Source organism: Lactococcus sp. EKM203L (genome assembly GCF_011800585.1).
GTDB classification, from domain to species: Bacteria; Bacillota; Bacilli; order Lactobacillales; family Streptococcaceae; genus Lactococcus; species Lactococcus lactis.
The window spans coordinates 23,980-38,788 of record NZ_JAALEQ010000003.1; the positions used below are offsets into that span (position 1 = coordinate 23,980).

General features: G+C 35.3%; 15 protein-coding genes and 1 riboswitch. All 15 genes read right to left on the bottom strand.

Features of this window, described 5'->3' with window-relative positions; translation table 11 throughout:
* Positions 1 to 12: 12 nt before the first annotated feature.
* Positions 13 to 606, bottom strand: coding sequence for a xanthine phosphoribosyltransferase (locus HFD15_RS05910; protein WP_003132093.1), 594 nt, complete (start codon positions 604 to 606; stop codon positions 13 to 15).
* Between the two features lie 111 nt (positions 607 to 717).
* Positions 718 to 815, bottom strand: a riboswitch (purine riboswitch).
* A gap of 62 nt (positions 816 to 877) precedes the next feature.
* Complete coding sequence (gene guaC, locus HFD15_RS05915; protein ID WP_167593433.1) at positions 878 to 1,867, bottom strand: GMP reductase; 990 nt, start codon at positions 1,865 to 1,867, stop codon at positions 878 to 880.
* 258 nt (positions 1,868 to 2,125) lie between these two features.
* Positions 2,126 to 2,743 (bottom strand): TIGR01906 family membrane protein, encoded by a 618-nt coding sequence (locus HFD15_RS05920; RefSeq protein ID WP_033899491.1) that lies wholly within the window; start codon positions 2,741 to 2,743, stop codon positions 2,126 to 2,128.
* Positions 2,744 to 2,845: 102 nt separating this feature from the next.
* Complete coding sequence (locus HFD15_RS05925) at positions 2,846 to 3,619, bottom strand: TIGR01457 family HAD-type hydrolase (protein ID WP_012897745.1); 774 nt, start codon at positions 3,617 to 3,619, stop codon at positions 2,846 to 2,848.
* A gap of 49 nt (positions 3,620 to 3,668) precedes the next feature.
* On the bottom strand, positions 3,669 to 4,397 hold the full coding sequence (locus HFD15_RS05930) for an acyl-[acyl-carrier-protein] thioesterase (RefSeq protein WP_058207967.1): 729 nt from the start codon (positions 4,395 to 4,397) through the stop codon (positions 3,669 to 3,671).
* A 96-nt stretch (positions 4,398 to 4,493) separates the two neighbouring features.
* Entirely contained in the window at positions 4,494 to 4,934 is a 441-nt protein-coding gene (locus HFD15_RS05935) for a cytidine/deoxycytidylate deaminase family protein (protein WP_021721810.1), read from the bottom strand.
* Between the two features lie 105 nt (positions 4,935 to 5,039).
* The gene (locus HFD15_RS05940) at positions 5,040 to 5,843 is read right to left on the bottom strand and encodes a glycoside hydrolase family 25 protein (RefSeq protein ID WP_014570581.1); all 804 of its coding nucleotides are present in this window, start codon (positions 5,841 to 5,843) and stop codon (positions 5,040 to 5,042) included.
* A gap of 58 nt (positions 5,844 to 5,901) precedes the next feature.
* A complete protein-coding gene (hemW, locus tag HFD15_RS05945; protein ID WP_058207968.1) occupies positions 5,902 to 7,041 on the bottom strand; it encodes a radical SAM family heme chaperone HemW in 1,140 nt (379 codons plus the stop codon).
* 179 nt (positions 7,042 to 7,220) lie between these two features.
* Positions 7,221 to 7,748 (bottom strand): ParB/RepB/Spo0J family partition protein, encoded by a 528-nt coding sequence (locus HFD15_RS05950; protein WP_012897741.1) that lies wholly within the window; start codon positions 7,746 to 7,748, stop codon positions 7,221 to 7,223.
* Positions 7,730 to 9,049 carry a phosphoadenosine phosphosulfate reductase gene (locus HFD15_RS05955; protein WP_305066139.1) on the bottom strand — a complete coding sequence of 440 codons (1,320 nt, stop codon included), beginning with the start codon at positions 9,047 to 9,049 and terminating at the stop codon, positions 7,730 to 7,732. Before HFD15_RS05955 ends, HFD15_RS05950 begins: the two co-directional genes overlap by 19 nt.
* Positions 9,050 to 9,280: 231 nt before the next feature.
* The gene (locus tag HFD15_RS05960) at positions 9,281 to 9,868 is read right to left on the bottom strand and encodes a hypothetical protein (protein WP_033899482.1); all 588 of its coding nucleotides are present in this window, start codon (positions 9,866 to 9,868) and stop codon (positions 9,281 to 9,283) included.
* Between the two features lie 48 nt (positions 9,869 to 9,916).
* On the bottom strand, positions 9,917 to 10,888 hold the full coding sequence (locus HFD15_RS05965) for a choloylglycine hydrolase family protein (RefSeq protein ID WP_058208433.1): 972 nt from the start codon (positions 10,886 to 10,888) through the stop codon (positions 9,917 to 9,919).
* A 162-nt stretch (positions 10,889 to 11,050) separates the two neighbouring features.
* Entirely contained in the window at positions 11,051 to 11,809 is a 759-nt protein-coding gene (gene tpiA, locus HFD15_RS05970) for a triose-phosphate isomerase (RefSeq protein WP_003132078.1), read from the bottom strand.
* Positions 11,810 to 11,939: 130 nt separating this feature from the next.
* A complete protein-coding gene (locus HFD15_RS05975; protein ID WP_058208432.1) occupies positions 11,940 to 12,791 on the bottom strand; it encodes a MurR/RpiR family transcriptional regulator in 852 nt (283 codons plus the stop codon).
* 61 nt (positions 12,792 to 12,852) lie between these two features.
* Positions 12,853 to 14,805, bottom strand: coding sequence for a glucose PTS transporter subunit IIA (locus tag HFD15_RS05980; protein WP_058208431.1), 1,953 nt, complete (start codon positions 14,803 to 14,805; stop codon positions 12,853 to 12,855).
* Between the last annotated feature and the right edge of the window lie 4 nt (positions 14,806 to 14,809).

A 14,809-nucleotide genomic window follows, 5' to 3' on the forward strand; every position in this document is an offset into this window, starting at 1 on the left:
TATTGCTTAAGCTTAGTCGAAATCTTTATCATCGGCTGGGGCGAAGATGACTTTACCATCTTCAAATTTTTCAATCCGGGCAAGACTGGTAAGTTTCATTCCTTGGTCAAGAAGTTTTTGACGGCCATCTTGGAAAGATTTTTCAATCACCATTCCTAAACCGACAACTTCTGCTTTAGCTTGTTCCATTAAATGAACCAAACCAAGTGCTGCTTGACCATTAGCTAAAAAGTCATCAATAATCAAGACTTTATCGCCTTCTTCAATGAGTTTGCTTGAAATTTGGACAGTTGAAGTTAATTTTTTAGTGAAAGAATAAACTTCTGTAATCAATAAATCATCATTCATAGTTACATTTTTTGCTTTTTTAGCAAAAATCATTGGAACGTTGAGTGATTCAGCAGCATATAAAGCAGGGGCAATCCCACTTGCTTCAATGGTTACGACTTTTGTAACTCCTGCATTTGCATAAACCTGTGCAAAACGTTTCCCGATTTCCTTCATCAATTGATAATCCACTTGGTGTGTCAAAAAGCGGTCAACTTTAAGAATGTCTTGTCCTAATACTTGACCGTCTGTATGAATGCGGTCTTCTAATAACTTCATTATTCTCTCCTTAAAAAAATTTTTTCTCATCTGTGCCCACAGGTGAGAAAAACGTCTCGTTATAAAAAATAACAAGACGTTTCAAATACGCAAAAAAGAAATTAAATTTACTGAAAAATCGAATTTCCTTATTGTCTCGCATTTACGGTACGAGGTAGAAACGCCCAGCCATATTCTAGGTATAAATAAGATTGTTCTATTATAGAATAAATGCTAAAGTTTTTCAAGCATAAGTTTTGGTATTCCCGAACAATGGGAAAGAAAATGCTTACTAAATCGCATCACCATTCCAAATTGAGTTTTTAACAACAACATAATCAACTTTTGTCAGCGCAGACAAATCACGACCGCCAGCATAAGAAATTGAACTTTGGAGATCTTCTTCCATTTCTTTCAATGTATCTTTAAGTGAGCCTTTGTGAGGAAGGAGAATTTTCTTTCCTTCGACATTTTTGTGTTCACCTTTTTGATATTCTGAAGCCGAACCAAAATATTCTTTGAAAAGTTGTCCGTCACGTTCAACAGTTTGTCCTGGTGATTCTTCGTGTGCAGCAAAAAGTGAACCAACCATTACCATTGTTGCTCCCATACGGATTGATTTTGCGATATCGCCATGAGTACGAATTCCGCCGTCAGCAATAACTGGTTTACTTGCTGCTTTAGCACACCATTTTACCGCTGCAAGTTGCCAACCGCCTGTACCAAATCCAGTTTTAACTTTTGTGATACATACTTTCCCTGGACCAATGCCGACTTTAGTCGCATCTGCTCCAGCATTTTCCAATTCACGGACAGCTTCTGGCGTTCCAACATTTCCAGCAATCACAAAAGTTTGTGGCATCAAACGTTTAATCAATTGAATCGTTTTAATAACAGAATCTGCATGTCCATGAGCAATATCAATTGTAATAAATTCGGGAATGAGTGCGTCTGCTGAAATTTCACGAATAAAAGCATGTTCATCTGCTTTAACACCAACAGAAATTGAAGCAATCAGGCCTTGTTGGTGCATTTTTTTAATAAATGTCGCTCTATTTTCTGCTTCAAAACGGTGCATGATATAGAAATAGCCTTCTTTTGCAAGCATTTCAGCAATTTTATCATCAATAATGGTTTGCATATTCGCTGGAACAACAGGGAGCTTGAATGTAAAATTTCCCAGTTTTACGCTTGTGTCTGCTTCTGATCGGCTGTTAATGACACATTTATTCGGGATAAGTTGGATGTCTTCGTAGTCAAATACTGAGTTTAGATTATTCATTGCAATTTCTCCTTGAGAATGAGTAGGCTTTTATGAATTTCTAGCCTGTGAACTCATTTATGATTTGATTTACAGAAAAGACCGACCAAACCCTTCGGGTTTCACTAGTTGAACGATTATAAAATCTCTGTCTGCTCAACCTTCCTTATTCATTTTATCTCAATTAAACGGTTTTTTTAGTTATTTACTTCTATTTCTTCAAAAAACACATAACATCATTCGGAAATAGCAAACAATAAAAAAACACCGACCATTCTGTCAGTATTTTTTCTTTAAAAATAAAGTTCCACGTCTATAAATGACAAAAAAGATTAATTCATAGATGAGTAAAAAGATTAAAAAGCTATGCATGAAAAATTGCTCAGGCAAAACGCTAATAATCGGGTCTGTCGCTGGGTCAAAGAGCCAACTATTATCCCGAAAAAGCACTTCATGAAAAGCTACAAAAAATTGGTCAAAGCCAATTAGCCAAGCAATAACTCCAATTGCTAAAGGAAATAGCATAACAACTCTAAGCGCATTATGGAAAACAAGCGAAAGATTTTCTTTTATAAATCGAATAATGAAAGGAATCAAAATGATTGTCAGAAAGAAAACAAGCATAAACAAATTTTTCACTTCTGCGAAATGGTGAAGACCACTTGCTGACGAGGGGAAATCAGGCATAGATAGTTTCGTTTCCAAAGGATTAATTAAATAATTCATCAGAATTAAAAAATTATGCCATATTTTACCGGCAGTCATTTGAACTAAATCGGTTAATTGATACCAAAAAATTTCACCAAAAAATAAGGGAATCGCCAAAAAAATAGTTAAAGTTACTGACAAGGCAATAATCCATAAAATACTAAATCCAAAAATGACTTTATCTCTCATAGGCGCTCCCAAAGTATTCTAAAATTTACTGACAGAAATTAATTTTTCCGTCAGTAAATTTTTAAAAGCAATCAATTACTGACAGACCTGTCAGTAATATTTTCAAACTTCCCACTCATCTAAACTAGCTACAACATAAGTCGGAGGAACTGGAAGATTTGGTACTTCTTCAGCTCTTGTAAATCCAGTTGTGACAAGCAAGCTATCAATTCCGTTATTAATGCCCGTATGAATATCTGTCAGATAATTGTCGCCAACCATTAATAAATCAGATTTAGGAAGCCCTAATTTTTCGACCGCTTTATTGGCTATAATAGCTTCTGGCTTACCAATAATGGTTGCTTCAACTCGTGTTGCCGCTTCAAGCATTTTTATCAGCGCTCCAGCTCCAGGAGTCAAACCACGTTCGTTTGGCAAATTCAAATCTGGATTTGTTCCGATAAATTTAGCTCCTTTATGAATTGCCAGAGTAGCAAGGACAAGCATTTCATAAGTTAAATCAGTATCTAAAGCGACCACAACGTAAGCTGGATTCTCACGATCTTTTTTGTAACCTGCCTCATAAATCGCTTCTTTAAGACCATCTTCTCCAATGATATAAACTGTTTTTTCTAAGCCTAAATCATTCATATAATCAACAGTAGCAAGACTTGCAGTATAAATCGTTTCCAATGGAGTGTCAATATTAAATTGTTGACTCAAACGGCGTTGTACCACGCGCGGTGTTTTTGTTGTGTTATTTGTGACCAAAAGATAAGGTATTTTAGCCTCTTGTAGCCGATGAATGAAATTCTCGCCTGCAGGAATACGCTTATTTCCCAAGTAAATTGTCCCATCAAGGTCAATTAAGTAACCACCATATTTTTTATTTGTCATTTTATTCTCTTCTACTTTTTATCACTAAAATTTACTGACAGAGCTGTCATTAAATTTTTCCCCAGTGAATTTCAATTTGAGTACTTCCGTCATTAAAATTGTGATGACTCACTTCGTCTTCCCAAGACATTAAGGCATTAATTTCTTCACCATAAAGGACTTCATGATTATATTTTATAAATACATGTTTGGGTTGATGACTTTTACGGAATTCAAAATCCACCATATCAGCTGCCCAATCATAATATTTCGCATTATTAACATGTCCATTCATATCTAATGCTGAAAAACGGACAGGATAAACAATTTTTTGAGCATCACTAAATTCGTCAATTTTACGGAATTTATGAGGACGTGAGATTTTTGATACTTTTTCAGATTCATAAGGATCAACAATTTCATCCAATACACGGTCAATTTTTCTCGTTGCCTTATCCATCAAAACCCAAGTTGAACGAATTTCAACTAAAACTTCTCCATTTTCATCTAAAAACGAGAAATTCCGATAACAAAAAAATTTATTATAACTAGTTGCTTCAGTTTCAATTGTTATTTTTTCATTAAATTCTGGTAAACGATGAATCGTCAATTCATATTCAATAACTGCCCAAAAGAGGCCATATCTCTCAAATACCCAGACATCTGAGCGTCCAAGTGCAGTTGATTGCTCTCCAGAAATCTGTAAAGCCACAGCTAAAAGGCTTGAAATTCGAATTTTTTTAAAAGCATCACTTTCATAGAAAGGAACTTGATAATTTTGTTGATATTTTATACCCATTTTATGATAACCTCGCCTTCTATTTTAGCAAAAAAAAGAGCAATTTTCATAAATTGCTCATCTATTAGCCAGAGTTTTTAAAGTTCTCAAAGCTAATTAAATTTTTTCACAGGCGATTTCTAAAGTATCAATCAATAATTCTTCATAAGGATCTTTAGCATGGTACTCATCAATGTATTTAATTTCTTTCACACCAGCAGCAACAACTAATTTCAGGCAGGCAAGGCAAGGAAATAAAGTTGTATATAAAATCGCACCTTCAGGTGAAACGCCATGTTTAGCAGCTTGAGCAATCGCATTTTGTTCTGCATGAACCGTTGCTACACAGTGTCCATATTTATCTTCAGTACAACCAATATCTGTACAATGTGGCATCCCCGAAACCGCACCATTATATCCCGTAGAGAGAAGTTGACCATTAGGACTGACCAATAAAGCTCCTACTTGAGCATGGTTACAAGTTGATCGTTTTGCAACCACTTGGACAATTTCTTTAAAATATTCATCTTTACTTGGTCTTGTAAATTTCTCTGACATCATGAACTCCTTAATTGCTTTTTGATTTATTATAGCAAATTTATTTATTTCAGGCTTAATAAAAAAACTTCCAAGAGAATCATAAATTAACTTGGAAGAAAAATTTTATTTTTGATTTTTAAACAATTCATTATAGTTGGTTTGGTTATTAACCATATTCAAATCAACATTTCCCGAGTAACCTGGTAAAGTTCCTTGGTCAGTAAATTGTTGCATTTTATAACTTAAAGTCGTTTCTGGTGAAGCATCCCAATAACCTGTATTTCGTCCGTAGGCAGCAATCCAAATCGCTTTAAATTTATCAACTTTTATTTGATTATCTCGCAAGAACCAGTCTTGGGCATAAATACCAATGTTTTTAGCTCCTTGTTTCTCCAACTCAGAGCGAAAAGCCTCAATCCCTTGGTTCATATTTTTCATATTGGTTACCTCGACATCAAGCCAATAATAGGTCGGCTTATAAGGGCTTGCTCGACGATAAAAGTCTCTTGCTTGCTTCCTCATTTCAGAAGTGTTTTCTCCAGTCACAAAAGCATAAACCGCCGTCGGGATTCCCCGCTCTTGGAAAGCTTTAATGTGCTGTTTATAGGCAGTATCTTCTCCATCCTTGCTTGCTGAATTATCAGCATGACCATAAGAACCATTGACACGAATAACCGCACCAATCACATGCTGACTTAAGGTGTTGTAATCAATATCTTCTGGACGTTGCCAACCCGAAAGGTCAACAACTGGTTTATTCAAATCCAAAACCTTCTCATCCAAAATATGATTTACAACAATTTTTTCAGTTGCTGCTTTTTTAGGAGGTTCTACCGGTCGAATTCGTACTAAACCAAGTAAGGCGATCATTGCAATCATGGATGCTGTAAAGATAAAAGCTCCCATTTTTTTAAGTTTACGTCTCATTTTAGGTTTCATTAATTATATTGTAACATAACTTTCACAAAAATTCATCACGATAGCATTAAAAATTAATATCATCGAGCAAAAATTTCTCAAAGACATTATTCCCCAACTCAAAACCTTTGTCTGTCATATGGATTCTTTGTCTATCATTATATAATAATTTTTGATTAATAAGTTCTGTGATTTGTTCACCGTATAATTTTTCAAATGAACACTTGAATTTATTTTCAAACTTCTCAACCAAAACTCCCGATTTTTTCCGAAGACCTAAGAACATTTCTTCTTCTATTTGAGATTTTTTACTTAAAACTTCTTCATTTATCCTTTTTTCAGTTGGAGCAGCTTTAAGGTAATGATGAACTGGACCAAGATTTTTATAACGAATCCCTGCTAAATATCCTGACGCTCCAGCGCCAATTCCATAATATTCCTCATTATCCCAATAAGTTATATTATGTTTGCTCTCAAATCCTGGTAAGCCAAAATTTGAAACTTCATAGTGATCATAACCATTTTTAGCTAAAATATCCATGATATATTCATACATGTCCGCATTTTTATCTTCACTTGGCAGGCGTAAAAGACCACGACGTTGTCGATTCATAAAAACTGTATGGTCCTCTAAAATAAGACTATATAATGCCACATGTGGTAGTTTTAATTCTAAAAATTTTTCAACATCTGACTTAACCATCTCCATCGTTTGCCCAGGTAAAGCATAGATTAAATCAATCGTAATATTTTCAAATCCAGCTTTTTTCAGTCTTTCAACTGAATCATAGACTTGAACTTCTGTATGTGTCCGCCCAATTTTTTTGAGCAAAGCATTATTAAAAGTTTGGACACCTAATGAAATTCGATTGACTGCTGAATCAGCCAAAACTTTAATAACCTCATCTGATAAATCCCCCGGATTTGCTTCAACAGTAAATTCTTCCAAAACTTCTAAATCTAACTGTTCAGCAATCGCTGTCAGTAAACGTTCAAGTTGTTGGGCTGATAAAACGCTGGGCGTTCCACCACCAATATAGATTGTTCTTAATTTTTCTATCTCGAAACTTTGAAATTCTTCTATGAGCGATTCAATATAAGCATCAATCGGCTGTCCTGTCATCAGTACTTTAGCAAAATCGCAATAATAACAAATATGAGAACAAAAAGGAATGTGAAAATAAGCCGAATTAGGTTTTTGCAACATTTATAAATCCCTTCAAAAATTTTTCCTATTCAATGAAAGATAGTGAGAGGATTAACCCTAAAATTAATCTTACCAATAAAAATCACAAATACTTGACCTATTATAACACACCTATGGATAGCAATTGACTTTACAAAACGGAAAATATAGATAAAAAAGAGGGTAGCTTTAACTACACTCTATTCTTCTTTATCCCATTCCCAAGACCGTGAAAACTCCCCTCCTTTAAACAAAGAGGCAAGTCCACTTAATTGTTTGAGCCTTAGTAATTCTTCTTTATCCATTCCAATATTTGTCATAATCCACCGATCACTTAAACCAGATTCAACCAATTGTTGAACAATTTCTGTCATTAATTCTACTGAATGAGTCCCTCTGGCACGATTATGGCGAATAGTGCTGGCTATTCTATCTTCTAATGGGCGATCAATCACAGAAACGGGTAAACAGTTCCCTTCTCTTTGCGCAATCGTTTCAGAATTTTTCATTACAAGATAGCGGTGAAAACCATCCACAATCTCATAAGTATCATTTTCTTTGTCATAATAGCAGACAATTGGCATGGTATAACCATCTTCTAATATCGACCGTTCTAAAAGTTTAAATTCAGTCGGCGCAGTTTTATTAGGATTATAAGAATTTGCTCTAATCTTTTCAATTGGAACCCGTCTCACTTGATAAGCTGGACTTACAAAAAGCTCTCCCATTTTTTCATTGCCTCCTTCTTCTTTTGCAATTCATCTTTCGTTTGACCAAATCCCATATATTGACAGGAAGTATCATTTTTTAAAATGGTGATACACATTCTCTTATAAGAGGGAACTAATCTGAAATTTTTAATTGGTACATCATCAGGGTATTTTTTGAAACGAACTAATTCATATTCCTGTTTGTAATTTCGATTATTTTTTGGAGTACCTAAATTTTCAAATTGCAAATTTGTTTCTTCTAGTTCACTGACAACTTTCTGAGGCAAAGCTCCCCCATTTTTTGTCCAGTAAGTCAGAGAACTCTGGAACTTTTTCAGATAAACTTCTCGAATATCCTCTGGTAATGTCTTGAGTAAAAAGTCAACATAGGTCTCCCAAGTATACCCCTTAGGAAGACTGACTCCACGATAACCAAGAGCAATTGTCCCACCATAAATAGCCGCAAAATTTGCTCCATTGACACGACCAATCAATTTTCCCCAAGTCTCTGGCTCCAATGCTTGATACAATTTCAAAGATGAGACGCCACATTGATGAAAAGGATTGGCAACTCTCATACTTTTAAAGGGTACTCCTGCTTGAAAATATAAATCATATAAATGATTATAATCAAAAGAAAATTTAGCATTTGCTACCCAGACATCCTCAAACAACCAATCATACATCGGATAAAAATTGAAAACATTATGAAAAATTCGATGACTATAATTTGTAGTTCCAAATCTTGAAAAAGTTTCATCACGTGTCACAGCATTAAAGCGATTTAAACTTTCTTGAGCTCTGATTCCGACAAGAACTGCTGTTCTTTCTGCTTTCTTTTCTTGATGAAGCCACTGACAGAATTTGCTTTGAAAATCATAATCAGACATTCCTATTTCAAAAAATGGGAAATTGTGATTTTCAAGATGAATTGCTCCTTCTGGAACTGAATTCAACCAGAGTTCGGGATGTTCAGGGTCCCAAGGAAGCCAAGTCGATTGTGACATCGATATTCCACAAGAAGCAGAGACAGGCATACAAATATGATAATAATCAAAATCAGGATATTTCCCCATTGAGCGTTCTATATAGTCTTTGGTTTCTTGATAATTCCCCTCATAGTCAAGATAATAAACAGAAACTGCTATTTCTTTGTCAGCAAGTTTATTTTCTTCATAGTAACGATGAACAAGTTCTAGCATCAATCCAGAATCTTTCCCGCCAGAAAAGGAGACAATTAAGTGGTCGAAATAATTACAAATATAATCTAGTCGTTTATTGAAAGCTTCGTAAACATTTTCCTTCTGATATTTTCTCACATTCGTTACCTTTCGCATAACTTTTTCAACATTTCACTTATTGAGCTTAAACCATTTAAATCATATTAAAGTTTAGGTCTTCCAATTGAAACCATATTTATTATTTTAAAATACAAAAATTAAATATAAAATACGTTTATATCTTTATATTTTATTATAAATTACTTTATTTTGCAATTTTATATTAGAATTGTACTTTATCTTAAGGCTTAAATTATAAAAAAGTACTTGTCAAAGTACTTTTTTATAATTTAAGTATTTTCTTCTTCCTTCAATAAGGAATAACATTGTCAAACTAAGCAAGATGAGATAAATTGGAAAAGCAACTTCTGCGAAATTCCAATGATGAATCTCTGTAAAACTTGTTGATGCAGAAAAAAGACTACCTAAAAACAAGAAACCATTTTCTGTTTCGGGATACTTCCAACCTTTTAACATGGTAGGTAATGCGGCTAGAGCATCTGATAATATCGCAAGAGATATTGCAACATTAGGATTTTTAGTCAAATACCAAGCTACTAAGGCCAAAATAGAAACAAGGCCACAAATATAATCAAATCTTTCAATTCTCCAATAAGCTGCTTTGTTAAATGACGAAACAATAAAAACTAAAATTGGACCAAAGCCAGCCATAAATACGGGTAAACTTGCCCAAGAAACACCAGTTGATAAGGATGCTGCTGTACTAATCAATGGAGCAATTCCCCAAATTAACCAAGTAATTCTATTCGGTTTAACTCGACCACGCAGACTAGCGATAAGATAAGTAGTTGTAAAAGATATTGAAATAAGTGCGCCTAAAATAACGATGAGATGCATTAAATTCTCCTAAAATAATTTTGTTTTCATTATAACAAAATCTTAAGATTATAATTCATCTGGGAAACGATAGACTTGTATACTTAAATCATCATACGTTTGTAAGTAAAGTCTGCGACTGTTCACTTCCACAGCACTGCGATAAACAGTATAAGTCCCTGAGCGGCCTTCAGACTTTGGAACTGTAACACCATTTAAAATATGCCATGCCTCAACAATATTTTGCTGTTCATCTTTAGGATACACCGCTCTTTCTTTGTAAATAGCTGCTCGAATAAATCGAGCTGTTGGTGTGAATCCTCCAGGAAAAACTGGTTTCCCATTGAAACTTCCTGTCGAAATTTGGTTAGGATTATCATTTTTTACTGACAGATTTTCTAATGATGAATTACTATCCTCATTTTTACTGACAGAAGTATTTTCACTTTCTGTCAGTAAATTGATATCCATATAAGTCCTTAATTTCTGGACTTCATTATCAAATTTAGGAGCATTTGTAACCACACCAATTGGATTATCTGAAATGACCAATCGTCCACCATGTGGTTCAATATTAATCATTTGGCCGCTTGGATCTGTCGCAGAAAAATGTAAATCATTACGTCCAAATTTGTAGATTGCATTTTCATCAGTCATCAACTGTACATTATCAATATTCTGACGAACTTCCTCAATTGAACGGCAATTCCCCAGCAACCAAAGCAAAAACTCAAAAGCAGCAAGTTGAACTTTTCCCTTCTCTGCTTCTTTAGCATAATCTGACTGATTTGAAAAAGTTAATTTTTGCGCCGCCAAGCCATATTCATTTACACCATCTGAAATATCAGCATGTAATCTCATTTCGCTATTTCCGACGCCAAGGATGGCATATGGATTAATCATTTTTTGATTGTTATAAACACTTGTCCATTCATAATTTCTTGGTAGAACAAGGGCAGCGGCATTAAAAGTATGCCAATCCATTGTTCTAGCAAAAACCAATCCACCGTCACTTGACTTTAGTTGAAAACTGGTACACATTTTTCTCCCCTTAATTAATTTGTCATCTCTTTATTTTATCAAAAGTTTTACTGATAAAGATACTAGCAGAACTATAAACTTCAATCCTATAACAAAAACTAAAAAATGTACGAAAAAAGTACTGACAGAATCAGTACTTTCATTCAACCCATAATTATAAAATTATTTGTACATTTCAAGCAATGCAAGGAAGCTATCAGCTTCAAGTGAAGCTCCACCAACGAGGGCACCGTCGATGTTTTCTTTAGCCATCAATCCTTCGATTGTTTCAGGTTTAACTGAACCACCGTATTGGATACGTACAGCTTCTGAAACTTCTTTTCCGTAAAGTTTTTCAACTGTTGAACGAACAACACCACAAGTTTCGTCAGCGATTTCGTTTGTTGCAGTTTTACCAGTTCCGATTGCCCAGATTGGTTCATAAGCAATAACCAAGTTTGAAACTTGTTCAGCACTCAAGCCAGCAAGACCAGCTTCGATTTGACCTGAAACCCACTCAGCTGTTTTTCCAGCTTCAAAAGTTTCTAAAGTTTCACCACAACAAAGGATTGGAGTTGCTCCAGCAGCGAAGATTGCTTTTGCTTTTTTGTTGATGTCTTCGTCAGTTTCGTGGAAATATTCACGACGTTCGCTGTGACCGATGATGATGTATTCAACACCTAAATCAACGATAGCAGCTGGACTATTTTCACCAGTGAACGCTCCAGCATTTTCAAAGTAGCTATTTTCAGCAGCAAGTTTCAATTCTGAACCTTGACGAAGGTAAGCCATAGGAGCGAGGAAAAGTGCAGGTGCACCGATAACTGATTCAACATTATCAGATGAAGGCAAGTTATTTTTTACAGCTTCAACAAAAGCTTGCGCTTCTGACAAAGTTTTGTTCATTTTCCAGTTACCAGCGATAATTGGTTTACGTGACATTCTAATTCTCCTTATAGGGCGTTTAAGCCTCTTAAATTTTGGACTTCAGTCCATCTTTTACATGGTCTATTTTATCACATTGTGAAAAAAATTGCAGAAATCAACTCATCATTAATAAATTTCAATCCTGTCACTTTTTTTCCAATAATTTTATAGCATCACGTGTTTTTTCCAACTTGTCATAACTTTCTGTAAAATGCTCTGATACATACATATAAAAAAGAATGTCAACAACATAAAGCTGAGCCATCAAACTCATTGTTGCAGCAGTCCGCATTTGATAATCTTCACCCGAAACAGAATGAAGAATACAATCAGCCATTTGTCCTAAGCTTGAATTTTCCCGAGAAGTAATTGCAATAATCGGGATTTTCATATTTTTCACCACGCTTGAGAGTTCCAGAACTTCTTTTGTTTCCCCCTTCATTGAAATTCCAATGAAGATTGTTTTTTTATTAGAAACAGAAAGAGAGGAAACAAATAAATGGGCATCTTGAATAAAGATAACTTGCTTGCCAATTCGACTAAACTTTTGAAAAATGTCCTGAGCAACCATTGAAGATGCTCCAATTCCAAAAACAAAGATATTCTCAGCAGCATCAATTGAAGACACAGCTTCCATAATTTCATCATCCAATAGAGCAGAATTTGTCGTCTCTACCATATGATTTACCCGGACTTTGAGTTTATTCTTGATTGAAGTAGGCGTTTCTGAATCATTTACTTCCTTGTAGTATTCTTCATCATCAACGTGAGCGGCATAAGATGCACTCAATTTTTGTTTAAACTGAGAGAATCCATCATAACCTAACTTTCTGGAAAATCTTACTAAAGCCGCAGAGGAGCTCCCAATTTCTCCAGCCGCTTCTTGCGCACTTTTTTCTAGCATTTTCTCTCCGACTTCAAAAATATAGTCAGCTATTTTTTTCTCAACTGTCGTAAAGCTAGAATAATTTTGCCTAATGATAAGTAAAGTATCCATTTAACCTCTCCGTTCTTCTTTAATTATAACAAAGAGGTTGGTATAAACCAACCTCTAACTTTTATGCTTTAACTGTTATAATCTCTTGACCTTTACTTATTTTCCCACAATGGCTGATAATGATTTCTCGATAAGTATCAGAATTTGTGATAACCACAGGTGTAATTATAGATAAACCTGCCGCTTTTATTTTTGAAAGATCTGCTCTTACCAGTAAATCTCCTTTTTTGACACGGTCATTTTGCTTAACGAAACTTTCAAAAGCTTCACCATTTAAGCCAACAGTATCCATTCCAATATGAATTAGAATTTCAACACCGTCATCACTAGTCAAACCAATCGCGTGCTTAGTTGGAAAAACTGTAGTAACAAGTCCATTGACGGGCGAAACGACATCTCCATTATCTGGTTCAATGGCTACTCCTTTACCCAACATTCCGCTTGAGAAAACTTCATCCTCAATTGTAGAAAGTTCTTTCACATTCCCCTCAAGTGGTGATGCAATTGTTGAACTAGAAAATTCTGGAGTTGTCACAACACGTAAAGTAGGTTGAATAGTTTCCATTTGGACTGATTTTCCATAATTATCTGCTTTTTCTTTTGCATCTTTAGGAATACCAAAGAGATAAGTAGCAATAAATCCACCAATATAAGCACCCAATAGTCCAAGAAGATAAACCCACCATTTGCCATTAGCAATAAGTGGAAGGAGGGCAAGGCCTGAAGGGCCAATAGCAATGGCTCCAGCTTGACCTAATGAACCGATGATTGCACCACCAATCCCCCCACCGATACAGGCCGTGATGAATGGACGACCAAGTGGTAGGGTAATCCCATAAATTAAAGGTTCTCCAATTCCTAAAATTCCTACTGGAAGAGCACCTTTAACAAGTTCGACAAATTCTTTATCTTTTCTCAAACGAAGCCAAAGCGCAATCGCAGCACCAACTTGACCAGCTCCAGCCATTGCAAGGATTGGCAATAATTGTGTTGAGCCCGTTTTAGCAATCATTTCTAAATGAATAGGGGTTAAGATTTGGTGTAAACCAAACATAACCATTGGTAAGAAAAGTACACCCAAAACAAAGCCAGAGAAACCACCACCAACTTGAAGAATAAAGTTAATTGCCCCGACTAAACTTGAAGAAATAACTCCCGCTACCGGCATAATGGCAAAAATCTCCGCAAAACCAATGACCAATAAACCAACGGTTGGTGTCACAATAATATCAATTGAGTCAGGAATAATTTTACGTAGTTGTTTTTCTAAAATCGATAGTAACCAAACAGCGAAAATTACGCCAATAATTCCACCTTGTCCTGCCGAAAGTGCACTTCCATTAAAGATATTTTTCAATGGTGCTTCTGGGTTCATTCCTGTGAGCAAGGAAACCGCACCGATAACACCACCAAGCGAAGGTGTCGCTCCAAATTCTTGAGCTGAATTAATTCCGACATAGATGGCTAAGTAAGAAAAAATTCCAGATTGAATAATTTTTAAGACGGTAATAAACTGGGTCCATGTTGCGGCATCTAAGGTACCAGCAGTGACTAAGTTTCCTAAAACAGAGGCCAGCCCACCAATCAAACCGGCACCAACAAAAGCAGGAATCAATGGAACGAATATTTTAGAAATCGTATTAAGAACCGCTTTAAATTTTGAAGGCTTATTATACTTTTCTTTAGCTTCCGATTTTGTTTTTGCCATTAAATCATCAATTGATTGACCTTCAGCACTTGGGAAAGTTTCTCCTAACCTTACCCCAACTGTCTCAACCATTGCTTGAGCAACTTTATTTACAGTTCCAGGTCCGATGACAACTTGTAGTGTTTCATCTTCAACGACACCCATCACTCCATCAATTGCCTTTAAACCAGCTAAGTTAACTTTTGAATCATCAATAATGGTCATCCGAACACGAGTCATGCAATGAATCAATTTTTTTACATTTTGTGTTCCACCAACATTTTCATAAATCTCTCGTGCAATACGAGCTATTTTTTCTTCTGCCATTTTT